General features: G+C 63.5%; 20 protein-coding genes. 12 read left to right on the top strand and 8 right to left on the bottom strand.

Going from position 1 to position 23,549, the window contains the following annotated elements:
* Positions 1–9 precede the first annotated feature (9 nt).
* The 4 genes from RHPLAN_RS33220 to RHPLAN_RS33235 form a co-directional block, all read right to left on the bottom strand.
* Positions 10–966 carry a Bug family tripartite tricarboxylate transporter substrate binding protein gene (locus RHPLAN_RS33220; RefSeq protein WP_068027804.1) on the bottom strand — a complete coding sequence of 319 codons (957 nt, stop codon included), beginning with the start codon at positions 964–966 and terminating at the stop codon, positions 10–12.
* A 58-nt stretch (positions 967–1,024) separates the two neighbouring features.
* The gene (locus RHPLAN_RS33225) at positions 1,025–1,819 is read right to left on the bottom strand and encodes an SDR family NAD(P)-dependent oxidoreductase (protein ID WP_068027807.1); all 795 of its coding nucleotides are present in this window, start codon (positions 1,817–1,819) and stop codon (positions 1,025–1,027) included.
* A 126-nt stretch (positions 1,820–1,945) separates the two neighbouring features.
* Positions 1,946–2,707: a glutathione S-transferase family protein gene (locus tag RHPLAN_RS33230; protein WP_068027810.1), complete on the bottom strand. Its 762-nt coding sequence runs from the start codon at positions 2,705–2,707 to the stop codon at positions 1,946–1,948.
* Positions 2,708–2,817: 110 nt separating this feature from the next.
* The gene (locus RHPLAN_RS33235; RefSeq protein ID WP_198164606.1) at positions 2,818–3,834 is read right to left on the bottom strand and encodes a S1C family serine protease; all 1,017 of its coding nucleotides are present in this window, start codon (positions 3,832–3,834) and stop codon (positions 2,818–2,820) included.
* 145 nt (positions 3,835–3,979) lie between these two features.
* Between RHPLAN_RS33235 and RHPLAN_RS33240 the strand changes: the two genes are divergently transcribed.
* Both RHPLAN_RS33240 and RHPLAN_RS33245 read left to right on the top strand, forming a co-directional pair.
* Positions 3,980–4,846, top strand: coding sequence for a type 1 glutamine amidotransferase (locus tag RHPLAN_RS33240; RefSeq protein ID WP_068027819.1), 867 nt, complete (start codon positions 3,980–3,982; stop codon positions 4,844–4,846).
* A 2-nt stretch (positions 4,847–4,848) separates the two neighbouring features.
* A complete protein-coding gene (locus RHPLAN_RS33245) occupies positions 4,849–5,538 on the top strand; it encodes an SDR family NAD(P)-dependent oxidoreductase (RefSeq protein WP_068027822.1) in 690 nt (229 codons plus the stop codon).
* 6 nt (positions 5,539–5,544) lie between these two features.
* On the opposite strand, the gene RHPLAN_RS33250 is transcribed toward RHPLAN_RS33245, so the two are convergent.
* Positions 5,545–6,135 carry a malonic semialdehyde reductase gene (locus RHPLAN_RS33250; RefSeq protein WP_068032231.1) on the bottom strand — a complete coding sequence of 197 codons (591 nt, stop codon included), beginning with the start codon at positions 6,133–6,135 and terminating at the stop codon, positions 5,545–5,547.
* Between the two features lie 108 nt (positions 6,136–6,243).
* The gene (locus RHPLAN_RS33255; protein ID WP_068027825.1) at positions 6,244–7,617 is read right to left on the bottom strand and encodes a malonyl-CoA decarboxylase; all 1,374 of its coding nucleotides are present in this window, start codon (positions 7,615–7,617) and stop codon (positions 6,244–6,246) included.
* Between the two features lie 192 nt (positions 7,618–7,809).
* On the opposite strand from RHPLAN_RS33255, the gene RHPLAN_RS33260 reads away from it, so the two are divergent.
* Positions 7,810–8,985: a CaiB/BaiF CoA transferase family protein gene (locus RHPLAN_RS33260; RefSeq protein ID WP_068027832.1), complete on the top strand. Its 1,176-nt coding sequence runs from the start codon at positions 7,810–7,812 to the stop codon at positions 8,983–8,985.
* A 703-nt stretch (positions 8,986–9,688) separates the two neighbouring features.
* On the opposite strand, the gene RHPLAN_RS33265 is transcribed toward RHPLAN_RS33260, so the two are convergent.
* The gene (locus RHPLAN_RS33265) at positions 9,689–10,831 is read right to left on the bottom strand and encodes a WD40/YVTN/BNR-like repeat-containing protein (protein WP_068027838.1); all 1,143 of its coding nucleotides are present in this window, start codon (positions 10,829–10,831) and stop codon (positions 9,689–9,691) included.
* Positions 10,832–10,920: 89 nt separating this feature from the next.
* Here RHPLAN_RS33265 and RHPLAN_RS33270 point away from each other — a divergent pair, with 89 nt between their 5' ends.
* Positions 10,921–12,063 carry an MBL fold metallo-hydrolase gene (locus RHPLAN_RS33270; protein WP_068027842.1) on the top strand — a complete coding sequence of 381 codons (1,143 nt, stop codon included), beginning with the start codon at positions 10,921–10,923 and terminating at the stop codon, positions 12,061–12,063.
* 13 nt (positions 12,064–12,076) lie between these two features.
* Here RHPLAN_RS33270 and RHPLAN_RS33275 read toward each other — a convergent pair whose 3' ends face one another.
* Positions 12,077–13,312: a glycosyltransferase family 61 protein gene (locus tag RHPLAN_RS33275; RefSeq protein WP_157100642.1), complete on the bottom strand. Its 1,236-nt coding sequence runs from the start codon at positions 13,310–13,312 to the stop codon at positions 12,077–12,079.
* A 312-nt stretch (positions 13,313–13,624) separates the two neighbouring features.
* Between RHPLAN_RS33275 and RHPLAN_RS33280 the strand changes: the two genes are divergently transcribed.
* The 8 genes from RHPLAN_RS33280 (at position 13,625) to RHPLAN_RS33315 (ending at position 23,522) form a co-directional block, all read left to right on the top strand.
* A complete protein-coding gene (locus RHPLAN_RS33280; RefSeq protein WP_198164607.1) occupies positions 13,625–14,359 on the top strand; it encodes a substrate-binding domain-containing protein in 735 nt (244 codons plus the stop codon).
* On the top strand, positions 14,356–16,854 hold the full coding sequence (locus RHPLAN_RS33285) for a putative bifunctional diguanylate cyclase/phosphodiesterase (protein ID WP_068027851.1): 2,499 nt from the start codon (positions 14,356–14,358) through the stop codon (positions 16,852–16,854). The genes RHPLAN_RS33280 and RHPLAN_RS33285 overlap by 4 nt, the downstream gene beginning before the upstream one ends.
* A gap of 184 nt (positions 16,855–17,038) precedes the next feature.
* Complete coding sequence (locus RHPLAN_RS40310) at positions 17,039–17,686, top strand: TetR/AcrR family transcriptional regulator (protein ID WP_068027853.1); 648 nt, start codon at positions 17,039–17,041, stop codon at positions 17,684–17,686.
* The gene (locus RHPLAN_RS33295; protein ID WP_068027857.1) at positions 17,683–18,885 is read left to right on the top strand and encodes an efflux RND transporter periplasmic adaptor subunit; all 1,203 of its coding nucleotides are present in this window, start codon (positions 17,683–17,685) and stop codon (positions 18,883–18,885) included. The genes RHPLAN_RS40310 and RHPLAN_RS33295 overlap by 4 nt, the downstream gene beginning before the upstream one ends.
* The gene (locus RHPLAN_RS33300) at positions 18,882–20,828 is read left to right on the top strand and encodes a MacB family efflux pump subunit (protein WP_068027859.1); all 1,947 of its coding nucleotides are present in this window, start codon (positions 18,882–18,884) and stop codon (positions 20,826–20,828) included. Before RHPLAN_RS33295 ends, RHPLAN_RS33300 begins: the two co-directional genes overlap by 4 nt.
* A gap of 110 nt (positions 20,829–20,938) precedes the next feature.
* Positions 20,939–21,877: an alpha/beta hydrolase gene (locus RHPLAN_RS33305; protein WP_068027860.1), complete on the top strand. Its 939-nt coding sequence runs from the start codon at positions 20,939–20,941 to the stop codon at positions 21,875–21,877.
* 170 nt (positions 21,878–22,047) lie between these two features.
* Positions 22,048–23,028, top strand: a complete 981-nt coding sequence (locus tag RHPLAN_RS33310) for a Bug family tripartite tricarboxylate transporter substrate binding protein (RefSeq protein WP_068027861.1) — start codon at positions 22,048–22,050, stop codon at positions 23,026–23,028.
* Positions 23,029–23,090: 62 nt separating this feature from the next.
* On the top strand, positions 23,091–23,522 hold the full coding sequence (locus RHPLAN_RS33315; protein ID WP_237179960.1) for a VOC family protein: 432 nt from the start codon (positions 23,091–23,093) through the stop codon (positions 23,520–23,522).
* The last annotated feature ends 27 nt before the right edge of the window (positions 23,523–23,549 follow it).

The following is a 23,549-nucleotide window of genomic DNA, read 5'->3' on the forward strand; positions in this document are numbered from 1 at the left end:
CCTGCCGCGTCAATTGACCAGCAGCTTGCCGTAGCGCTCAGCGTCGGCTTTGACGAGCGCGTCGAACTTGTCGGATGCGATGAAGGCTGCATCCGCGCCCTGCTGAGCGAGATACCTTTTGATCTCCGCTGTCTCGAGAATCTGCCTCGTCGCGTCGGCAATCTTGTCGACGACCGGCTTCGGCGTCTTCAGCGGCGCGAACAATCCGAACCAGGCGTTGTAATCGAACTCCGGCGCGCCGGCCTCGGCAAACGTCGGCAGATTTGGCAGCATGGCAATGCGGCTGCTGTTCACGACAGCAATGGCGCGCACCTTGCCGGTGTTGATCAGTTCGAGCGCCACGGGCGCGGGCGAGAAGGTCATCTGGGTGTCGTTGCGCATGACACTCGTCACAGTCTCGGCGCCGCGATAGGGCACATGACGAATGTCGATGCCGGCGGCGCGCTTGAACACCTCGCCCGCTAGATGACTGGTGCTGCCGAGCCCGGCGGAGGCAAAATTCAACGCGCCGGGTTTCGTTTTGGCGAGCGCGATCAGCTCTTTGACCGTGGTTGCTTCAAGCGTCAGCGGCACGATCAACACCAGCGGAATGACGGCGACCTGTGCGACCCCGACAAGATCGGCCACCGGATCGAATGAAAGCCCCTTGTTGAGAACGCCGACCGCCGAATGGCCGTTCGACGTCATCATGATGCTGGTGCCGTCGGCCGGCCCTTTCGCGACGCTGGAGATGCCGGCAACGCCGGGGCGATTCTCCACGATCACGCTCTGATTCCACATTGGCGCAAGCTTGTCGGCGACAACGCGCGCCAGGATGTCGGCGGTGCTGCCGGCCGTCACCGGCACGACGATGCGGACGGTCTGATTGGGAAAATCCGCTGACTGCGCTCGCGCTCCGAGCGGCCATGCCGACAAAGAAGTCGCGATCGCACCACCCGCAAGCGTGATGAATTGCCGCCGTTCCATCAAATCCTCCCGAAGTTTTGGGAGATGGTAGCGGCAATCCCAGGCGACCGGAACGGGTCTACACCACCGAACGCACCACGCCGCCATCGACGCGCAGCGCCGCACCCGTGGTCGCCGAAGCCTGCAGCGAGCAGACGTAGACCACCATATTGGCGACCTCTTCGGGAGTCGCGAGGCGACGGATGATCGAGCTCGGCCGCCCCTCGGCGATCAGCTTGGCTTCCATGTCGGCCTGCGAGAGGTTCTGGCCGCCTTTGAGCTTATCGAGGAAATCCACCACGCCCTCCGAGCGCGTGGGCCCCGGCAGCACCGAATTCACTGTCACACCCGTGCCGGCCGCGGTCGCGGCAAGCCCCAGCGCCAGCGCAAGCTGCGCCGTCTTGGTGACGCCGTAGTGGACCATCTCGACCGGTATGTTGACGCCGGATTCGCTCGAGATGAAAACGATGCGGCCCCAGTTGCGCTTCATCATCGCCGGCAGATAGTGCCGCGACAGCCGCACGCCGCTCATCACATTGGTGTCGAAGAAGCGCTGCCAATCGGCATCGGGAATTTCGGGAAACGGCTTGGGCTCGAAGATGCCCATGTTGTTGACGAGAATGTCGACCTCGCCCGCCTTGGCGATGAAGACCTCGGCGCCGGCCGCAGTCGAAAGATCGGCTGCCACCGCCTCGACTTTGGCCTTGGGAAATTTCTTGGTGAGACGCTCCTTCGCCGCGTTGCTGGATTTTTCGCTGCGGCCGTTGATCACCACGGTGGCACCGCTTTCAGCAAGCCCCGCTGCGATGGCAAAGCCGATGCCCGCCGTCGATCCCGTGACGATGGCGCGCTTTCCGTTCAAATCGATCTGCATGAAACCAAATCCTGTGTTGCCCCAGGCAAGCCTCGAATTAGGAACGGCACCTCCGACCGGCAACCACCCGCCCGACGCAGGCCCATGCGCCGGGTTCACATCTTTGTGGGAATGGCTTTGGGCGACCTAAGCCGCGCCCTTGCGCAAATGCGGAAAGCGCTCGGTCAAGAGCGAGCCGGGATAGTAGGTCGGCTTGAACGCCGGCTGTGCCCGAATGAGTTCGTACCATTTCGCCACGCGCGGCAGGTCGGCCCAGTCGCTTTCGCGGTTGAGATCGGCCATCCGCACGATCGCCGGCATCACCGCGATATCCGCAAGCGTAATGTCCTTGCCGAGCAGCCACGGCCCACCGCTACTCTCGATCGATTCGTCCATGCGCTCGTAGCTGCGGCGCAGCCGGGTCACGGCAGAATCCATCTCCTTCTGCGGGAAGCCTTTGCGGCCCATCGCCAGCATGAACTCTTTGCGCAACGGCTTTGACTCGGCAAACGCGATGAACTCGTCTTCGCTCATCGCGGCAAAGCGCGGCAGGAAGGCAAGGTTGAAAGTCGGCACGCGCACCGCGGCCGCCGGCATCTCATCTATGAAACGCATCAGCGAACGCATCGCCGCGCGCTTGACCGGATCCTTCGGCGTGAAGTTCGAAGACTGGGACGCAACCTCGTCGAGGTATTCGATGATCACCGAAGAATCGACCACGATATTGCCGTCGTGATCCAGCGTCGGCACCACGCCGTTCGGGTTGATGGCAAGGTATTCGGGCTTGAGCTGATCGCCGGCGAGCAGATCGAGCTTCTCTTCGGCGAACGGCAATCCCTTGGCGTTGAGCACGAAGCGCACCCGTTGCGAACAGGTCGATTGCGGCGCGTTGTAGAGCTTGTAGGCCATCCGGTCGTTTCCTCGTTGCGCGCATACTTTGCCGGGATCGCTCGACCGGCGCCAGTGCAGGCACGTTGTAAAATTTTCGTGTAAAGGGTAGTCCGCGGCGCCACCACCAATCAGAACGTCGATTGCAGCTTCAGCGTATCGAGCCGATTGATCGACGGCACGTCGAGCCTGCGCGAGCCGCCGTTTGTCTCCACATCGAGCGGCACCGTGACGCCGGCATCACCGGTCGCCCACATCCGATGGTAGAAGTCGGCCAGCGTCGTGGTTTTCACACCGCCGATACCGACGATGACATCGCCGCGCTTGAGCCTGGCCTTGCCGGCCGGGCTTTCCGGCGAGACGCGGCCGACCACGAGCCTGCCGCCAGCTGCTTGCGCATTGACGCCGAGCCAGGGCCGCCCAGGACCTGCGACACGGCCCCTGGCCAGGAGATCGCCCATGATCGGCGGCAGCAGATCGATCGGCACGAACATGTTGCCGGGGCTCGGCTCGTTCTCGCCCTTGGCGTCGCCGACGATCAGCGAGCCGACGCCGACAAGCTTGCCTTCACGATTGACCAGCGCAGCACCGCTCCAGGCCGGATGCGGCGGACTCGTGAAGATCGCGTCCTCGACCAGATACTCCCAACTCCCGGCGAACACGCGGCGGCTCGCCACGCGCACCGGCAGCACCGCACCGGCGCCGCCGAAGCTCGCGACCAGCAGCGGGTCCTGTTCCTTGACGTCGGCCGATTTTCCGAGCGGCAGCGGCTTGATCTTCGGTGGCTCCAGCGTGCGCAGGAGCCCGAAGCCGGTGATGTGATCGTAGCCCACGACAGCGGCCGGCAGCGTGCGGCCCAAGGATGTGACGATCTCTGCGCCCTGCGCCTCGACCATCAGATAGCCGATGGTCAGCACCAATCCGCTTTCGTCGATGACGATGCCTGAGCCCTCGCGCTCGCGGCCGAGATTGGAGATCGAGTTGCCTTCCGGATTGATGAAGGTCTTGATGCGGACCACCGCGGAAACGAGGTCGTCCAGCGCGCTGGATTGGGCCTTCGCGGCTGCTGGGGTGAAAAGCGAGAGCGTCGCGATCAGCAGCGCCAGTGCGGCGCGCCTGAGCCCATCGGAACAATACTTGTGACGCATCGCCGCCCCTTGGCCGCCCCACATCCGGCGGATAATCCGGCATACCAGTATAATCATTCGTTGATCATGCGGTATGATATTCCCCTCATCTTTGCCGCAAATGTCCACTAGATGACGGACACAAGCCCGCTGCTCTGAAAGACCGATGCCCGCCCCTCGCCTCCTCGTCATGGAAGGTAATTCGCCGGAAACCCGTGCTCAGCACGTGGCAGCCGGCGGCACGGTGGCAAGCACGGGTTATGCCAATCTTCTGCAGGAACTTCTGCCCAGCGCGGTCGTGGACATCTGCTTTCCGGGCGACCCCGGCTCGAACCTGCCGATCGGCGAAGCGCTCGAAGGCTATGACGGCGTCGCCATCACCGGTTCCGGTCTGCATGTCTATGACGGCGGCCCGGAGGTGACGCGGCAGATCGAGCTCGCGCGCTCCATTCTCGAGGCAGGTACGCCCATCTTCGGCAGCTGTTGGGGCCTTCAGGTGCTCACCACCGCGGCCGGCGGCATCGTGCGCAAGAACCCGAAAGGCCGCGAGATCGGCTTCGGCCGTGGCATCCGGCTCACCGAGCCCGGCCGCAAGCATCCGATGTATGTCGGCAAGCCTGAGGTGTTCAACGCGCCAACCGTGCATCTTGACGAAGTCGAAACGGTCGCGCCCGGCATGACGGTGCTCGCCACCAACCAAGTCTCCGACGTGCAAAGCGCCGAGATCAAGTACAACGGCACCACGGCCTGGGGCGTGCAGTATCATCCGGAATATCCGCTGCGAGAGGTCGCGACCATCGTGCGCCGCATCGGTCCGCGCCTGATCGACGAAGGCTTCTTCCTCAACACCGCCGACATCGAGACCTTCGCCAGCGATCTCGACACGCTCGACCGCAACCCGAGCGACAAGCGGCTGTCATGGCGGCACGGCATCAGCCGCAACGTGCTCGAGAAGAAGCTCCGCACCGGCGAGGTCGCGAACTGGCTTGAATTCCAGGTGCTGCCGACACGCGCCAAGCGGGGACGAGGCTGATCATGGATTTCACCGGCCGTCATGTCGTAATCACAGGCGGCACCGGAGCGCTCGGCCGCGCCGTCGTGGGAACACTGATCAAGGCCGGCGCACAGTGCCATGTCAGCTATCTGCACGAGGCCGAGGCGCAATCCTTTCCGCACAAGCAGAACGTCACGTTGCACGCGGTCGGGGATCTCGCCGATCAGGCTGCGGTCGATGCGTTCTATGGCGCCGTGCCGAAGCTTTGGGCGTCGATCCATCTCGCCGGCGGTTTCGCCGCCCAAAGCGTCGTCGACACCGACAAAGCGAAGCTGATGCAGCAGGTCGACACGAACTTCGTCGCCTGCTTCCTCTGCTGCCGCGCCGCCGTGAAGGCGATGGGGCATAACGGCGGCCGCATCGTCAACGTGGCGGCGCGTCCGGCGCTGGAATGGCGCAGCGGCTCAGGCATGGTGGCCTACGCGTCGAGCAAGGCCGCAGTCGCCGCCATGACGGTCGCGCTCGCCGAGGAGGTCGCGAAAGACGGCATCCTGGTGAACGCGGTCGCGCCTTCGACCATGGACACGCCCGCCAACCGCAAGGCGATGCCGAACGCCGACTTCGCGGCCTGGCCAAAGGTCGAGGAGGTCGCGGCAACAATCGCGTTCCTCGCCTCGCCCGACAATGCCGTCACCCGCGGCGGCATCGTGCCGGTTTACGGCAAGAGCTGACACCGCTCACGCGATCTGGCAGGCCTCGTCGAAGGCGAAACGATAATCCTGCTTCGGCAGTGTCGACGGATCGCCGTGGCCGAGGCAGCAGAGGAAGTTCGACTTGAAACGGCCGTCGGGGAAGAACGCGGCGTCCACCACGTCGTTCTTGAAGCCCGACATCGGGCCACAATCGAGACCGACGATGCGCGCCGCCAGCATCAGATAGGCGCCCTGCAGCGTGGCGTTGCGCAGCGCCGTGGTGCGGATCTGCTCCGGCGTGGTCTCGTACCAGCTTCGCGCGCCGGGATTGTGGAACAGCTTCGGCAGATGCTCGAAGAAGCGCATGTCGTAGGCGAGGATCGCGACCACCGGCGCGTTGAGCGCCTTCTTGCGGTTCTGCGACGACAGCGACGGCCCAAGCTTTTCCTTCGCCTCGGGGCTCTTCACGAACACCACCCGCTGCGGCTGCGAGTTCGCCGTCGTCGGTCCCCATTTGGCGAGTTCGTAGAGCGCGCGCAGCTCCTGGTCGGTGACCGGCTGCGACGTGAAGTCGTTGAAGCTTCGCGCCTTGCGGAACAGGATATCCAGCGCTTCGTCGCTGAAAACGGCTTGCATCTTGGACTGCTGGTTCATCGGCACGACCCGCGCTTTTGGAAAACAAAAAATTGGCGTGACCGCAGCATGAAGCGGCCAGCGGGCTTTGGAAAGGCCGGCGGACGCAGATCAGCCGGCCGCCGGCACCAGTTCGGTCACGCCGACAGCGCCGCGCAGATGGCGGCGCACGGCGTTGGCGGCCACCACGCGGCGGCCTTCGGCATAGGCCTCGTGGTTCTTCTCGATATGCTCGAGATCGTAGAGATAGTTGACCATCAGCCCGTAGGATTGAGCGAGGCCTTTGTCGGTGACATCGCCCAGCCAATTGAGCCGTTCGAGCCGCGCGCCGTTGCCGAGATGAAACCGCGCCACCGCATCGACCGGCAGACCGCGGCGGTTGCGGGCGTTGAGGTAGTACCAGGCCGCGGCGCGCAGGAACGTATCCTTGAAGCCTTCGTGCAGCTCCGGCTTGCGCCACCAGTCGGGCTGATCGAGTCCCTTGAGCAGTTCCACATCGTCGGGCGACAGCGCCTTGGAGTTGTCGGTCTTGCGTTCGCGGTCGAGCCAGCGCGCGAAGTCCGGCGCCGGCGACAGCGTCACATAGGTCTGAAGCTTGGCGTTCTCGCGCGAGATCTCCTCGACCACCTGCTTGATCAGGAAGTTGCCGAACGACACGCCGGCCAGCCCCCGCTGGCAATTCGAGATCGAATAGAACACCGCGACCTTGCTGCGGTCCGGCATGATGGCTTCGCGGCCGTTCGCGAGGATCGGGGCGACGGCTTCGGGAATCTCCCGCGTCAGCGCCACCTCGACGAAGATCAGCGGCTCGTCGACCAGCGCCGGATGGAAGAACGCGTAGCAGCGCCGATCCGGCGGATCGATGCGGCGGCGCAGATCCTCCCAGCTCGCGATCTCATGGACCGCCTCGTAGCGAATGATCTTTTCCAGGATCATCGCCGGGGTCGACCAGTCGATCCGCCGCAGCACCAGGAAGCCACGGTTGAACCAGGACGAGAACAGATGCACGAAATCGGCGTCGACCGCCGCGAGGTCCTTGCGGTGACCGAGCGCATCGAGAAGCTGCTCGCGCATCTGCACCAGGGCGCCGGTACCGCCCGGCGCCAGATTCAATCGGCGCAGCAGCTCCTGCCGGCGCGACTCGGCGGCTTCGTGCACCTCGGCCGCGGTGTCGTCGGAGGGCGCCGCCTGCCAGGCCTTGATGGCGGCATCGAGCGCTTCACGATCGGGCCCAAAGCGGGTCGCCAGCGCCTCGAAGAAGGCGATGCGCGGGCCGATGGTCAATTCGGAGTACTTCTCCAGGATTTCGGTCGCCAGCGCCACGCCGGAGGCTTCGCCGCGGCCCGACAGCAGATCTTCGCAGAGATCGATCAGACTTTCCGATCGCGCCGCCGCCACATCCCGCCGGTCTCGCGCGCGGTCCAGCAAGGCGCGGCCGCGTTCGGTGATGCTGTTCAGCATTTCGCCGAAAAAGGACGTGTTCATCGGGAGATGATTCCTGGGCATTCCTAGGAGGATTCGCGTTTCCGATCATATCGGAAATGTTGAGCGAAAAACGACTGTTCAAGTGGTGCATGCCAGCCACTTGCCAGCCATTTGCCGGCACTGGACAAAATCGCGGCACCGGGCCACAGGTTCCTTGGGTTTATCTGGTTAATCGCTGCCCAAGGAGTCATCATGGCGGGTCCGTTGTCTGGTATTCGTGTGCTCGAGCTGGCCCGCATCCTGGCCGGACCTTGGGCCGGCCAGGTGCTGGCCGATCTCGGCGCCGACGTGATCAAGGTCGAGCGCAGCAAGGCCGGTGACGACACCCGCGCCTGGGGACCGCCCTTCATCGAGGCGAAAGACGGCGGCCATCTCGGCGCGGCCTATTTCCACGCAACCAACCGCGGCAAGCGTTCGATCGAGGCCGACTTCGAGAGCGAAGACGGCAAGCGTATCGTGAAGAAGCTCGCGGCGCGCTCCGATATTCTGATCGAGAACTTCAAGGTCGGCGGCCTCGCCAAGTTCGGGCTCGACTACAAGAGCCTCGCCCCTAGCTGCCCGCGGCTGATCTATTGCTCGGTGACGGGCTTCGGCCAGAATGGTCCCTACGCATCGCGCGCCGGCTACGACCTGATGGCGCAAGGCATGGGTGGCTTCATGAGCCTGACCGGCACCGCGGACGGCGAGCCGACCCGCGCCGGCGTGCCGGTGTCCGACATCATGACCGGCATGTATTCGGTGATCGGCATTCTCGCGGCGCTGGCGCAGCGCGAACGCACCGGCACAGGCTGCTATGTCGACACCGCGCTGGTCGACACCACCGTCGGCGTGCTCGCCAACCAGGGCATGAACTATCTCGCCTCGCGCAAGCTCCCGGAGCGGATCGGCAATGCGCATCCCAACATCGTGCCGTATCAGGTGTTCCCGGTTGCCGACGACGGCTACATCATCATCGCCACCGGCAACGACAGCCAGTACCAGAAGCTCTGCGGCGTGCTCGGCGCGCCGGAGCTCGCGAAAGACCCGGCCTACATCGACAACAAGTCGCGGCTCGCCAACCGCGCCGAGCTGATCGGCAAGCTCACGGCGCTGACCTTGACGTTCAAGATGCAGGACCTGGCCGACAAGCTCGAGGCGGTCGGCGTGCCGGCCGGCCCGATCAACAATCTCGACCAGGTGTTCGCGGACCCGCACATCAAGCATCGCGGCATGCTGCTCGACATTCCGAGCGCGTTCGCCAAAGGCGGCCGCATCCCCGGCATCCGCACGCCGATCGTGGTCGACGGCAAGCCGATGGCGTCCGAGCACCCGGCGCCACGGCTCGGCGAGCATACGGCGGAGATCTTGAAGGAGATCGGCGAGGGCTGAGTTTCGCTTCGCGTTGGTGTGTTTCAAACCGAAGTGGCATCGGCGGTCTCGTCTTCGGGCGGCGCAAGGATTCTCACCTCGATCAACGAAGGCGGTCGTCACCCCCGGGCTTGGCCCGGGGGCCCATGCGGTGGCGCAACGACGCACGCACTTACGATTGCCTTCTCTGCAGCCGCTCATGGATTGCCGGGTCAAGCCCGGCAATGACACCACCTGGGGGCCAGCGGTGGTGATCAGCGATTCACATGTCAAACAGCCCGCGCTCCTAAACGCATCCCGTCAACATTCATCCAGGCGTGTTTCATCGGCCCCTTCCGATCAGGCGCGAGGCCAGCGCCCTTCCCTTTTTCCGTTTCCCCAAATGAGGGGATGGAGCGCCGGGAGGCGCCAGGAGGTTTGCGAAACCTCCTTAGGTCGGCATTGCGATCTGCCAACCTGCACGCCGAGCTTCCGGGACCCAAAGTTTTGAGGGCAGTGGGGGTCCCAGGGCGCGCGGGCCCGTGCGAAGAGCCCGACGCCTCCCGGCGCTCCATCGCGGCTCGCGTTGTCGGCGGGCCGCATCCTGCTCCATCATCCGGTGTCGCGATCGACGACGTCCTCAAACGAACAAGACAGAACAGAACTTAACAAGAACAAAATAATGCGTCAAGAGCACATACGTTGGAGCGTACATGAGGCGCAGCGACGTCCAAGCTCCGGACCGCTAGATCGCCTTACCGGCCTCCTGCCAGCGCTGGGTCGCGGTCGGATTGGCGACGATGTCGTCGACGTTGGCGAGCTTCACGCGGTCGCGAACCAATCCTTTGTAGAAGTCGGCCTTCGACACCGGCGGCACGTCGGCGATGATCGTCCAGGTGCTGCCGCCGTCGAGACTTTCGAACACCTGGCCGTCGGTGTCGGCCGCATAAAGCGAATAGCCGTCCCGGCGCGCCTCGATGGTGAGGCCTGAGAACAGCGCACGCTGGCCGTTCGGCAATCCGCCGAGCAACCGCTCCCAGGTCTTGCCGGCATCCTTGCTCTTGAAGATCTTGCCGCGCGCGCGGCCGAGCTCGTACCAGTGCACCGGCCAGCCGACGCCCGCCGACATGAACAGCAGATCCGGCTCGTCCGGATGGATGACGATCGCGTCGGGATAGTTGGCCTCCGCTGGCATCTTCATGCGCTGGAAGCTCTTGCCGCCGTCCTCGCTGGCCATCATGCCGACGATGCCGTTGGCGATGATAATGCGATTAGGCCGCGCCGGATGAACCAGGATGCGATGAATGTCGCACTCCTGCGGATTTGGATCGACCGGCAGCTCGGTGAAGCTCTGGCCGAAGTCGTTGGAGACCTGCAGCGAGCCGATCTCGACGCCGACCCAGAGCCGGTCGCCGTCGAGCACGATGTCCTTGATGTGACCGATGCGCGGCGGCGGCGGGAAGGTCCACTTCGTCACCGTCTTGGCATCACGAAGTGCCTTCATCTCGCGCCAGCTGTCGCCCTTGTCCTCGCTGACATAGAGATGCGCCGGCAGCGCACCGGCGAACACCACGTCGCGGCCCTGCAGCTTGCCGGCGCGGCAGGACCAGAATTCGTGATGGGCGAGGCCCTCGTTGATCCAATTCCATTTCGCGCCGCCGTCGGTGCTGCGCGCGACGCCGACGCCGCGCGTCGATGCGAACAGCGTGCCGTCATCGAGCGCCGTGACGCCGCTGACGAACACGCCTTGCAGCGCGCGATGCTTCACGGCCCAGCCACGCTCGGTTTTGCCGAGCAGCGCGACGCCGTCGACGGTGCCGACCAGGATCGTGTCCGAAGGCGTCCCGGCCCGCTGGATGTTGGTGCCCCCGTTCGACAATAGAATCATCGCTGAACCCCGGTTCTTCCCTTAATGCGTTTCCGAGGCGCAGCATAATCCGCAGGCGCGGCGGTGGATATAACGATCGGAGGACGCCCATGTTGTTCAGCGGCTGCAACTGCATCCCGGATGCGTCCTCGCTCGGCGTGCTCTGCTCGGGCGGCGCGGGTTTCGTCTCCGCGATGATGGCAGCACTGGCGGGCGCCGCGCGCACCGCGGAGGCCCAGCCGCTCGGCCGCAACGTACCCACAGTGGACCGCCTGGCGGTGCGGATCGTCACCGACAATGTCGTGATCCAGTTCGTGCCCAACGAGAAGCGCGGCGATCTCACCATCGAGCGCAAAAGCGGCAACACACGCCCCGACGCTCCGCCTTACGCGGCACTGAATGCCGAATGGGGCCTTGCCATGCATGCGGAATCGCAAATGGGCGGCGAGACGCGCAACGTGCTGGTCGATTTCGGCTACACCGCCGAGACGCTCAACAACAACATGTCGATCCTGAAGATCGATCCGTCAGCCTTCGACGCCATGGTGCTGAGCCACGGCCATTACGACCACTTCGGCGGCATGGTCGGATTTCTCGAAGCCACCAAGGGCAAGCTCAAAGGCAAGCTGCCGTTCTACGTCGGCGGCGAGGATGCGTTCTGCCTGCGCCAGAACGCCGGCGGCAATTTCGGCGCGCTCGACCGCCGGGCGATCATGGATGCCGACCTGGCACTGATGCTGTCGGAGGGGCCGGCGCTGGTCGCCGACCACGCCTTCACCACCGGCCGGATCGGCCAGACCTCGTTCGAGAAGCCGCTGCTGCCGACCCGGGAGATCGTCGGCATTTTCGACGGCTTCGGCTGCTATCCGGAGAAGATGCCGGCGGCGAAGAACATCGGCCAGTACATTCCTGATGATTTCGACCACGAGATCGCGACTGTCTACAACGTCAAAGGCAAGGGACTGGTGGTGCTGACCTCATGCAGCCATCGCGGCGTGATCAACGCGATTTACCAAGCTCAGAAGGTCTCTGGCATCGACAAGGTCCATGCCGTGATCGGCGGCTTCCACATCGTGCCGCCGCTCGGCGACGATTACATCCGCGACACCATCAAGGCGTTCCAGGACATCGATCCCGACCATCTCATTCCGGCGCATTGCACCGGCGACCGGTTCTACGACCTCGCGCGGCAGGCGATGGGTGAGAAGGTCGTGCACTCAGCGGTCGGCACGCGGTTCATCTTCGAGGCCTAGCCGGCCACGCACTCTAATGCGTAGCGTCCAACCAATCCGACAACAGAGCCAAATCGACGCGAAATGAACTCATGTGATGATGTTGTGACTCTCCAATGGGCTCCCCGTAAATGACCGAGTACGGCTGCCCGAGCATGGCGGCCAAATTCCAGTAGAACGATTCAATCCAGCCATCAGGTGCGAGATAGAGCAGCTTCTTGCCCGGACCGCTGAACAAAGTGTTCGTCATGGCCGCCCCCATGATACCGATGACATGAGTGGCAAAGCTGAACGCCTCCCATTGTTCACGCAGCGTCATCGTTTCCGGAAACAGCTCCTGATAGCCATGCGCGTGAAGCAACGCCTTGACTTCAACGGCATTGATAAGCTGACGCCGGTATGCCACATCCCGATTTATAAACAGCCGCTTCGAGTTCCTGTGCGATGCTCCAGGAGCAAAGGCCCGGTGACAGATTTCCGCGCTCGCTCTGAGCGACTGAGGGTGTTTCAGAAACGGATGATAAGTCGCAGGCGTGACGTAGAATAGACGCGGGAAGAAGTGGGCTTCGTTTTTGTCGACAAACAGGATTTCCCCCAGCGTTCTCCCATGGCCAGCGGCCAGCACGCCCTCCTTCCTGATTGCGTCAATATGAGCCCCCGTTTCCGACATGACGACAGACATGGGGGCGATCGAAGTGGTGAGATGCGGAATGGCCGCCAGCCTGCAAAAATCGTCCACCAACCAGTGACCGTAGCTGAACGAACCGATCGATCCCGAGAAGAGAACGTTGGAATCGGGATGGATCACCACGCTGTTCCTGACTGCAGCCAAGGCAGCGCCCAGATGATCGGAAGCCATCTCTGCACGATCGTGCTCGCGATGCATTTCATAAAGACGAAGAAGTTCACCGCCGCAAACGACGAATAGGCAATTGTTCCAAATGACCGCGTTGTTGATCTCGACCAACATGGACGGCGCGAGCCGCCGGCGATTTTCATTCAACTGTTGATAATGGGAAATAGTCTTCTCGATAAATTTCTTATCCGGTCCGGCGATATGGGCCGGCATTGGCCGGCACGCTTCGTGAGCGCTCGAAAGCTGAGCAACAACTTTGATCGATCCCCCGAGACGCGAATACACGTCTTGCAAGTTCGAGAGTGGAGTCTCTCTGTCGTAATAGCCCCCATCTTCATAAAGGTACGCAGGGTTGCACGATAGAAAGGAATTTGAACTTTGAATCTGTGCAGGATCGAACGCGTCAAAGATCATCAAATACTCCAAAAAAGAAACTCAAATATCATAATCGATAGAGTCATCAGATATCTTGCGGCATAATTGCGGCCTATGCTGGGATCCTCTACTCAATACGATCGAACGTGGATGCCGTCAGGAGACCGCGGCAAGCCCAATGCCGCTCGTGGGTGTCCGAGCGAAGTCCTGCCCATGCCGATCACGGTTATCCAATCGTTACGATCTGCTGGTCATTTGAAGACAGTTTGAAAGGCGGCGATAAGCTCATTCTTTTAGGCTGCGCCCATGCGGCCCCTCAGTCCCAAAGCCTCCTTTCTCGGGAGAATCCTTTTGGCTGGCGCCATGTTGGCGGCGGCGCCGGCGCATGCCGACATCTTCACTCTGCAGGGGTCAACGACGCTCAGCAGTCGGTTAATGATTCCTCAGAAAAAGGCCATCGAAGCGGCGTCCGGGCACAAACTCGTTCTCGTCCCTAACAAGTCCAGTCTTGGCTTGCAGGCGCTGTTCGAAGGCACGGCCCAGTTCGCCATGATCTCGGGTCCGCTTGATACCGAGGTTCAGACACTTCAGACCGTGCTTCCAAACGCGCCATTTGACCGTCTGAAAGTATTCCAGATTGCCCGAGTCCAAATGGCCTTTGCGGTTCATCCGGACAATCCGCTGCGGACGATCACCCGAGACAAGCTCCGCTCCATTCTGCAGGGAAAGATCAAAACCTGGCGCGAAGTCGGCGGAAGCGACTTGCCGATTCAGCTGGTGATGGTTCGTGAGGGCGGCGGCGTGCAAGCGTCGGTCGAGAATACGCTGCTCGAAGGCGGCAAGATCGACGCGGGAGACGCCATCCATGTCCAGATCAGTTCGCAAGTGGTCAAGATTGTCCTCCAGGTGCCGGGAGCCTTGGGCTTGGCACAGGCCGGCATTGTGAGACGTGCGGAGGCTCCGGAACTGGCGCTGGATGAGCCGATCGAACAGAGGCTCAGCCTGGTGGTGCTGGGCGAGCCTACGCCCGAGATGAAGAGCGTGATCGACGCGACGTCCGACGTGGCCGCGAAAGTGCTCGAATGAATTGGCTGTTCAAGAATCCGGGCGGAACTGGGCGGCGCGTCGGAATCGCATTCAAACTCTATTGCGTCGCCGCGCTTTCCGCACTCGCTGTGGCTGCACTGTCCGGCTCCGCTTTCCATTTCGCTCGCATCACCGAGGCGGCGGCTCTGAGCGTCTCGCAACGCGGCTTCCCGGGTCTTGAACGCTCGACGCGGTTGCAGACTCTGCTGGAGCAATACCGCCGTATCGTCGAGACGGCACCCGCGGAGGTCGATCGCGGACGGCTGCGCGCCAGCGAGCAGGCCAGACGCGAACGCAGCGCGCAACTCGCCGATCTCACGAACGAGCTCCTCGCCTCTGAAACCGATGCCGGCTCGAAATCCATCGAGGCCGAATTGTCGCAAAAGCTGCCGGCGCTCACGGCCGCCGGCGAGAAGGTGATGTTCTACGCCTATAACTTCGCTCAGGACCAGGCGCTGGAGTCGGCCGCCCGGCACGCTGCGACGGCAGACGAATTTCAGCATCTGATTGATCGATTTCGCGAGCAGCAGATGAAGCTTGCGGATGCCACCCTGGCGACTCTGCTTAAAAGTGCGCAGTTCATGATCGTCTGGATCGTGTTGGCTGCGATTGCCGCCCTGGTCCTGATCGGTCCGCTCGGCCTGACGATCACCCACGGCGTGCTATCGCGCCTCGGACGGATTACGAGCTTCATGATGCGCCTGGCGCACGAAGAACGAATCGAAGAGGTGCCGTCGCGGTCGGATTGCGACGAAGTGGGGAATATGGCGCGGGCCGTCGAAGTGTTCAAAAAGCACGCGGTGGAGCTGTCCCAGAGCAAGGTCCAGCTGCAAACCGTCATCGATCAGTTCGATGTGGCGCTGAACAATATGACGCATGGTCTCTGCATGTTCGACGCCAATCAGCGCCTGACCGTCTGCAATGCGCGATACGCCGAAATGTTTGGCCTGCCCGAACGGCTCGCGAGGCCGGGGACACACTGGAACGACATCCTCGAATATCGCCGGCAGATAACCGGTACAGCGTATGTGTCGAACCACCCCGACGTCCTCGACAACAATGCCGAGTTCGAGGAATTGGCAGACGGGCGGATCATCGCGGTCTCCCGTCAGCCCATGCGCGATGGCGGCTGGGTCGCTGTGTATGAAGATGAAACCGATCGGCGCCGGGCTGACGCCCGGGTGGCCTATATGGCGAGCCACGACCAGCTCACCGAGTTGCCGAATCGCGTTCGATTCCGCGAGCAGTTGGATGCACTGCTCCGCGAACGCAAGGCCTTCGCGCTGCACTGTATCGATCTTGATGGCTTCAAGGCGGTGAACGATTCGCTCGGGCATCCGATCGGCGATCGTTTGCTCAAGAGCATCGGTGCGCGCCTGCGCCAATGTGCAGGCCCCGGCGACCTGGTTGCGCGTCTGGGCGGCGACGAATTCGCGGTCATTCAACTGACCTGCAAGGCCCCCGACGACGCCGCGACGCTGGCGCGGCAGCTGACGGAGACGATCAGTGCGGCCTACGTGATCGACGAGCACCAGATCGATATCGGGGCAAGCAACGGCATCGTCCTGGCGCCGAAAGATGGCCAGGACGCGGACCTGCTGCTTCAGAATGCCGACATCGCGTTGTACGCCGCAAAAGCCAGCGGCCGTGGCTGCTGGCAGTTCTTCGACGCCGGGATGCGTGAGCACCTCGAAACAAGAAGGCTGCTGGAGCTTGAATTGCGCCTGGCCATCGCCAAGGGCGAACTGCATCTGCACTATCAGCCGGTGATCGACAACAAGGGCGCGATCGTGAGCGTCGAGGCGCTCGCCCGCTGGCAGAACCCACGACTGGGCGACGTCCCGCCGAGCCAATTCATTGCGATCGCGGAGGAAGCGGGTCTGATTTCGGAGCTTGGTGCGTGGGTGGTCCGAACCGCTTGCGCGACTGCAGCGAAATGGCCCGAAAAGATCCGTCTGGCCGTCAACCTTTCGCCGGCTCAATTTCGAACGGGCAATCTGGTGGAGATGATCGTCAGCGCATTGGCGGGTTCGGGACTGAGCGCCGAACGCCTGGAGCTCGAGATCACCGAGACCGTGCTGCTCGAGGAAAGCGCCAAGACCTTGGCCACCTTGCATCAGCTCCGGCAACTTGGAGTCCGGATCCTGCTCGACGATTTCGGGACCGGCTATTCCTCTCTCAGCTATCTGAGACGCTTTCCGTTCGACAAACTCAAGATCGATCGTTCGTTCGTCGATGGGCTCAGCGCGTCGGCGAACGGAGCGCAAACCAAGATTGAGGACTCGCTCGCAATCGTTCAGGCCATCATTGTGCTCGGCAAGAGACTCAAAATCGGAGTCGTTGCCGAAGGCGTGGAAACGGCCGAACAGTTGCAGATCCTGCGGCGGGAGGGCTGCGACGAGTTCCAAGGCTACTATCTCAGCAAGCCGCAGCCGGCCGGCGAACTGAACCTGACTGAATTCAGCAAGGCTGCTCAATCCCAGCTGGCTGCGTAGGAGCAGACTCGTCCCGCGGACGAAGTGATGGGGCGCATTTTGCGGTCCCTGGTCCGGCTGCCCAATGGCGGCACGCTTCGGTTTGTCTGGAAGCGCCTGCCTGTTCCTCTATAGGAATATGATCCCGGATTGACCCGCCGGCATCGGATCATATCTATACTGAACCGTTCAGTATGAAAATCTGATGCCCACCGTGCATAGCCCCCGCGTCAGCGCCAAAGTCGCCCCGATTCTCGCGGCCGCCAGCCGGCTTTTCGTCGAGCGCGGGTTCGAGGCGGTCTCGATGGATGCCATCGCGGCGGAAGCCGGCGTCTCCAAGGCGACCCTGTACGCGCACTTCCAGAACAAGGAGGCCCTGTTCCTGCGCATCCTCACGGATCACGTCACGGAATTCTCGCGCAGGTTCGACATTCCCGAGCGTTTCGACCCCGGAGCGGACGACGCCCAGGAAATCCTCCTGCGCTTCGGCCGCAGCTTCGCCGGCGCGTTTCGCGACGACGGGGAAGGCTTCGCGCTGATGCGGATGTTCATGTCCGAGATGCACCGGCTGCCGGGCGCGGCCCGTGTGCTTCACGAGAACGGCCCGGTGCGCACCCGAAACCAGCTGGCGCGGCTGCTGGCGTCGATGACGGATGCCGGCGCGCTCGCGATCTCCGATTTCGAGATGGCTGCGGATCAGCTGACGTCGCTGCTCATCGGCCACGATCCGATGGACCGCGCCGTGGGCTTGCCGCCGCCGCCTCCCGCCTTCGTCGAAGCCCGCATCCGGTCCGCCGTCGGTCTTTTCATGCGCGGCTATGCTGCCGCCGGCAGGAAGGGGCGCGGCCAGTGAAGCTCCGCACCATCCTGATCGCTCTGGCGCTGGCCGCCGTCGGAGCCGCGGGCGCATGGCGTCTGCAGGTTTCCGCGGCAGCCGATCCGCTCACCGGCGTGCTGGTGTCGCCGGTCGTATCGGGCGACGTCGTTCATGCCGTGCAGGCGACCGGCACGCTTCGGCCAGTCCGGCTCGTGGCGGTGGGATCCCAGGTGTCCGGCCGGATCGTCTCGCTGCCGGTGAAAGTCGGCCAGCGGCTCAAAGCCGGCGATCTCGTCGCCTCCATCGACAGCCTGCCGCAGCAGAACGATCTGCGCACCGCGGAGGCGGCGCTGGCCGACATGAAGGCGCAGCGCGTCCAGAAGCAGGCCACGCTCGGCTACCAAAAGTCGGTCCTCGCCCGGGAGGAGAAGCTGGTCGTTTCGGCGGCGACCAGCCGGGATTCGTTCGAGTCGGCGAAGGCCAATGTCGCCGTGACCGAGGGGCAAATCGAGTCCCTCGATGCCCAGATCGCGCAGGCACAGGTCAAGATCGACGCCGCCAAGGTCAACCTCGGATACACGCGCATCACTTCGCCCATCGATGGCACTGTGCTGCTTGTTGCGGCCCAGGAGGGCCAGACCGTCAACGCGGTCCAGTCCGCTCCCACGGTCGCGGTCATCGGTCAGGTCGACAGCATGACGGTGCGCGCGGAAATATCGGAAGCCGACGTTCCGAGCATGAAGATCGGCCAGAAGGCCGTCTTCTCCATTCTGGGACTGCCGGACCGGCAATGGGAGGCGCGGCTGGAAAGCCTCGACCCGGCGCCGGACAATCTCCGCTCCGATTCCGAGATCGTCAGTTCTTCGGCGCAAACGGCCTCGTCGTCGACCTCCACCTCGTCCACGGCGGTCTACTACTACGGCCGCTTCGTCGTCCCGAACGAAGACGGCCTGCTGCGCACCTACATGACCGCCAACGTGTCGGTGGTGCTCGGGGAAGCGAAGGGCGTGCCGACCGTTCCGACCGCGGCGGTTTCGAAGGACGCTGACGGGCAGCACATCGTCGAGGTGGTCGGCGCCGACAAGGCGATCGTCCAACGTAGGATCGCCGTGGGCCTGAGCGACAAGGTCCGCTACGAGGTCAAGTCCGGTCTGTCCATCGGCGACCGGGTGGTCGTCGGCCGCCGCTCGACCAATCCGTCCCAGCAGCAGTCTGGCCCTCCGAGCCCGCTGTGACCGACACACCGCTCCTGACGCTGCGCGGCGTATCGCGCGAGTTTCCGTCGGGCGACGCGCCGGTGCGCGTGCTCGACTCGATCGATCTCGACATCAGGGCCGGAGAGTTCGTCGCCATCGTCGGCGCTTCCGGTTCCGGCAAGTCGACGCTGATGAACATCCTGGGCTGCCTCGACCATCCCACCTCGGGCGAATACCGTGTCGCAGGCCGTCCGGTCGCCGATCTCGGCGCCGACGATCTCGCGGCGCTGCGCCGCGAGCGGTTTGGATTCATCTTCCAGCGCTACCAACTGCTCCCCGAACTGACGGCGCTCGGAAACGTCGAGATCCCTGCGATCTATGCGGGCACCGCCGCAACGGTGCGCGACGCCCGCGCCCGGGAGCTTCTGACCCGCCTCGGTCTGGCCGACCGCCTCGGCCACCGCCCCGGTCAGCTTTCCGGCGGCCAGCAGCAGCGCGTCTCGATCGCGCGCGCTCTGATGAACGGAGGCGAAATCATTCTCGCCGACGAACCCACCGGCGCGCTCGACAGCCGGTCGGGCGAGGAGGTCCTTCGGATCCTCACCGAACTGAACGCCGAAGGGCGGACCGTGATCGTCGTGACCCACGACATGCACGTGGCGCAGCGCGCGCAGCGGATCGTTGAGATCGCCGACGGCCGCATCGTTTCCGACAGGGCGTCGGCTGCATTCCCGGCGGCGACAGCGAAGAAGCAAACCGTCCTCGGCGCGTCCGCGTTCGTGGCGCTTGCCTCGCGTTTCCGCGAGTCGTTCTGGATGGCCATTCTCGCCATGACGGCCCATCGGATGCGCACGTTCCTCACCATGCTCGGCATCGTGATCGGCATCTCCGCCGTGGTGGCGGTCGTCGCCTTGGGCGAAGGCGCGCGGCGGAAGGTGATCTCCAACATCGCAAGCCTCGGCACCAACACCGTGGAGATTTTCCCCGGCAAGGGCTTTGGCGATCCCAAGGCTGCCAAAATCAAAACCCTCGTCATTTCCGATGCCGAGATTCTGGCGCGGCAGCCCTACGCGGACGGCGCCACGCCGACGGTGTCGGCGTCCTCAACGCTTCGGGTCGGCGCGACCAGCGCAAGCGCGCAGGTGAACGGCGTCGGTCCGTCCTACTTCAAGGTCAAGGCCAGCGTCCTTCTCGAGGGACGCTTGTTCGACGAAAACGCGGCCCGCACCATGTCGCAGGAGGCCGTCATCGACGAGACGACGCGCGACACCATGTTTCCCGACGTGCCGTCGCCGATCGGGCGCATGCTGCTGGTCGACAAGGTGCCCTGCACGGTGGTCGGCGTCGTCAAGAAGCAGCAGGGCTTCGCTGCGAGCGGCGTGATGACTGTCTTCCTTCCCTACTCGACGGTCCAGGCCCGCTTTCTGGGCGATCCATCGCTTCGCAGCATCCTGCTTCGCGTGTCCGACGACGCCGACATGAAGGCCGCCCAGTCCGCGGTCGAGTCGCTGCTCGAGCGCCGCCACGCCGCGTCCGACTTCTACATCTTCAACACCGATGACATCCGGCAGAGCATCACCGCGACCGCGACGGTTCTCACGCTCCTGATCGCGGCGATCGCTGTCATCTCGCTGATCGTGGGCGGGATCGGCGTGATGAACATCATGCTGGTTTCCGTCTCCGAGAGGGTGAAGGAGATCGGCGTCAGGATGGCGGTCGGCGCCCGCCGCTCCGACATCCTCCGTCAATTCCTGATTGAATCCGTGCTGGTCTGCCTGGTCGGCGGCACGCTCGGCATCCTGACGGCGCTGGCCATCGGCGCCGCCTTCACGCTCTCCGGCGCATCCATCACGTTCGTGTTTTCGACCTGGTCGATTGTCGCGGCGTTCTTGTGCTCGACCATGATCGGGGTCGTGTTCGGATGGCTTCCGGCCCACAGCGCTTCGCTGATGGACCCCGTCGAGGCGCTGGCGCGGGATTGATTGGCAGGGCGTCGCCCAGCCCCTTCCTACGATCCGGCCTGAGCCGCTACGATGCCCCCGGTGCAGCACGAGGGACCCTGCTGGAAGGCAGCTGAAACCAGGGGCTAAGCATGAACGCACGAGCGATTCTGGCGAACTGCATCGTTCTTGCCAATGTGCTGATCGCGACATCGATCGCCAAAGCCGGCGACACTTTCATCAATCCGAAATCGATCGACATGATCGAATGGCTTCCGTCGTCCCCGCCCGACCATCGAATTCTGTACGATACCAACCCGTCAACGTTCGGCGACCTGCGTATTCCAAAGAACGCGAGCCCCGGAGCCTCGGGCTATCCCGTCCTGATCTTCTTGCATGGCGGCGCGTGGACGGCCGACTGGACGATCAATCACACCGACCAGCTTGTCGAAGCCCTGACCCAGGAAGGAATTGCGACCTGGAGCGTCGAATACCGCAGGCTCGGAAATGCCGGCGGCGGCTACCCCCAAACATTTCTCGATGTCGCAAAGGCCGTGGATTTCCTGCGCAAGATTGCGCCCCAGTATCGACTGGACCTCAATCGCGTTGTGGTCGCGGGCCATTCGTCAGGCGCGCATCTCGCGCTCTGGATCGCGGGCCGCCGCAATGTTCCCAAGGACAGCAAGTTGTATGTCCCCGATCCGCTGCCTTTGAAGGGCGTGATGTCTCTTGCCGGCGTGGTCGATCTCGAGGGCGCGCTCACGATCGGGGATCGCAAGGATTCATTGCGGCTTCTGAATGTCTCCGACGCAGCCTCCGCCGCTTCGCTCTGGGCTGAAACGAATCCGATGCGGCTTTTGCCGTTTGGCATCTCGCAGCTTCTTATCGTCGGCAGCAAAGACAACCCGTGGCGCATCACGACCACCAAGACGTTCGCCGAGGCCGCGACGCAGAAGGGCGATCCTGTCCGTCTGCTAATCCCCGACGGCGCCAATCACTTCGACATGGTTCATGCCCGCGGCCCCGCGTATCCGCTCATCGCGACGGGCGCCAAATCCATGTTGAGCATGCCAACCACTGACGCGAAGTAGGAAGCCAAAGCATCGCCGTTATGGGCGCGCCGGTGGCACCGGCCACGGCCCTGCGCTTGGGCTTTTCCCGGCTTCCGGTCAGTTCGCAAAGTGCTACCATTCACGGCGGTTCAGGATTCCTCCGGGATTTCCTGGCCATGGGCGCAATGATTGCAGGAACCAGACCTGTCATGATCACCCGCCGCCGTTTCACCGCACTCACCGCCGCGTCCGCGTTCTCGCCCGGCATCGCCATGGGCCCGGCGCGTGCGCAGGCGTGGCCTCCCCGCCCTGTTCGCCTGATCGTGCCGTTCGCGGCCGGCGGGCCGACCGACACCATCGCTCGCGTCGTGGCCGAGCGGCTCTCGAGGGTCTGGGGTCAGCAGATGCTGATCGAGAACCGGCCGGGCGGCGGCGGCAACATCGCCAACGAGATGGTCGCACGATCGGAGCCCGACGGCTGCACCGTGTTGATGGGAGGTTCTTCGCTCGCCACCTCGTCCGGCCTCTATCGTTCGCTCAGCTACGATCCGATCAACGACTTCGCCCCCGTCGCTTTCCTCTGCAGCTACTCGTTCTTCATGTTTGTGCCGAACACCGTGCCGGCGAAGTCGGTCAAGGAATTCATCGCCTACGCCAAAGAGAACAAAGGCAAGCTGACGATGGCCTCGCCCGGCGCCGGATCGTCGCCGCATCTGTGCGGCGAGCTGTTCAAGCACAGGGCGGGGCTCGACATGATCCACGTGCCGTATCGCGGGGCTGGCCCCGCGATGAATGACCTCATTCCGGGGCGCGTGCATCTGCTGTTCTCGGGCGGCGCGACGCTCGAGAATGCCAGATCGGGACAGGTGCAAGCGCTCGGCTATACCGGCGCGAAACGAGCCGCGATCGCGCCGCAGATTCCGACCATCGCCGAGGACGCCATCCCCGGCTTCGAGGTCGTTGGGTGGTACGCCCTCTTCGCACCGGTCAAAACGCCTGCCGAGATCGTCAAGAAGCTGCATGCCGACACTGTCACGGCGTGCGCCGATGCGAGCGTCGTCGGGCGGTTCGCCCCGCTTGGTTATGAGACACGAGCCGATACGCCCGACCAGCTTGGCGCATTTCTCAGGTCGGAATCCGTGATGTGGACTCGCGTGATCAAAGACGCCGGCATCGCGCCGCAGGACTGAGCCGGCCGCGAAAGCGCGCCTTGACGAAAGGGAGCAGCGAGATGGTCCTCAATCCGGATCACGTGACCATCGCGGTCGCCGACGCAGAGCGGGCGATCGCGTTCTTCGCACTCCTCGGCTTCCGAAAGCAGCACGTCGCGACCATCGACGGCGGCGTTCCCGCCCGGTACATGGGCTTGCCGGGCATGAAAGCGCAGCACATCACGCTCGCGCTCGAGGGTGCAGTTCCACCCTTCGAGATTCAGTTGCTCAGGTTTGACCCGCCTGGAGGGGCCGATCCGGGTTCGCACCCGACGAATCTGCGGCAACGGGGCTTCAACCATCTCGGATTTCGCGTCGACGACATCGAAGCGGTGACCGCGCAGCTCCTGGCCAACGGCGTCATCATGCTGAGCGAGGAGATGGACTATATCAGCCGGAAGCTCCGGCTCTTCGAAGGGCCTGAGGGAATCACCTTCGAGTTGGTGCAGCGGGACGATGCGGTGATCAAATAGAACGCCGGTTCACAAATAGGAGCCGGC

The sequence above is a fragment of the Rhodoplanes sp. Z2-YC6860 genome, from assembly GCF_001579845.1.
Taxonomy (GTDB): Bacteria; Pseudomonadota; Alphaproteobacteria; order Rhizobiales; family Xanthobacteraceae; genus Z2-YC6860.

Bases quoted from the DNA above. Each gene is read 5' to 3' on its own strand.
- RHPLAN_RS33310 (WP_068027861.1), top strand. From the start codon at position 22,048: ATGATCACCCGCCGCCGTTTCACCGCACTCACCGCCGCGTCCGCGTTC.
- RHPLAN_RS33230 (WP_068027810.1), bottom strand. From the start codon at position 2,707: ATGGCCTACAAGCTCTACAACGCGCCGCAATCGACCTGTTCGCAACGG.
- RHPLAN_RS33235 (WP_198164606.1), bottom strand. From the start codon at position 3,834: ATGCGTCACAAGTATTGTTCCGATGGGCTCAGGCGCGCCGCACTGGCG.
- RHPLAN_RS33245 (WP_068027822.1), top strand. From the start codon at position 4,849: ATGGATTTCACCGGCCGTCATGTCGTAATCACAGGCGGCACCGGAGCG.
- RHPLAN_RS33255 (WP_068027825.1), bottom strand. From the start codon at position 7,617: ATGAACACGTCCTTTTTCGGCGAAATGCTGAACAGCATCACCGAACGC.
- RHPLAN_RS33220 (WP_068027804.1), bottom strand. From the start codon at position 966: ATGGAACGGCGGCAATTCATCACGCTTGCGGGTGGTGCGATCGCGACT.
- RHPLAN_RS33275 (WP_157100642.1), bottom strand. From the start codon at position 13,312: ATGATCTTTGACGCGTTCGATCCTGCACAGATTCAAAGTTCAAATTCC.
- RHPLAN_RS33240 (WP_068027819.1), top strand. From the start codon at position 3,980: ATGCCCGCCCCTCGCCTCCTCGTCATGGAAGGTAATTCGCCGGAAACC.
- RHPLAN_RS33285 (WP_068027851.1), top strand. From the start codon at position 14,356: ATGAATTGGCTGTTCAAGAATCCGGGCGGAACTGGGCGGCGCGTCGGA.
- RHPLAN_RS33270 (WP_068027842.1), top strand. From the start codon at position 10,921: ATGTTGTTCAGCGGCTGCAACTGCATCCCGGATGCGTCCTCGCTCGGC.
- RHPLAN_RS33260 (WP_068027832.1), top strand. From the start codon at position 7,810: ATGGCGGGTCCGTTGTCTGGTATTCGTGTGCTCGAGCTGGCCCGCATC.
- RHPLAN_RS33305 (WP_068027860.1), top strand. From the start codon at position 20,939: ATGAACGCACGAGCGATTCTGGCGAACTGCATCGTTCTTGCCAATGTG.
- RHPLAN_RS40310 (WP_068027853.1), top strand. From the start codon at position 17,039: ATGCCCACCGTGCATAGCCCCCGCGTCAGCGCCAAAGTCGCCCCGATT.
- RHPLAN_RS33250 (WP_068032231.1), bottom strand. From the start codon at position 6,135: ATGCAAGCCGTTTTCAGCGACGAAGCGCTGGATATCCTGTTCCGCAAG.
- RHPLAN_RS33265 (WP_068027838.1), bottom strand. From the start codon at position 10,831: ATGATTCTATTGTCGAACGGGGGCACCAACATCCAGCGGGCCGGGACG.
- RHPLAN_RS33225 (WP_068027807.1), bottom strand. From the start codon at position 1,819: ATGCAGATCGATTTGAACGGAAAGCGCGCCATCGTCACGGGATCGACG.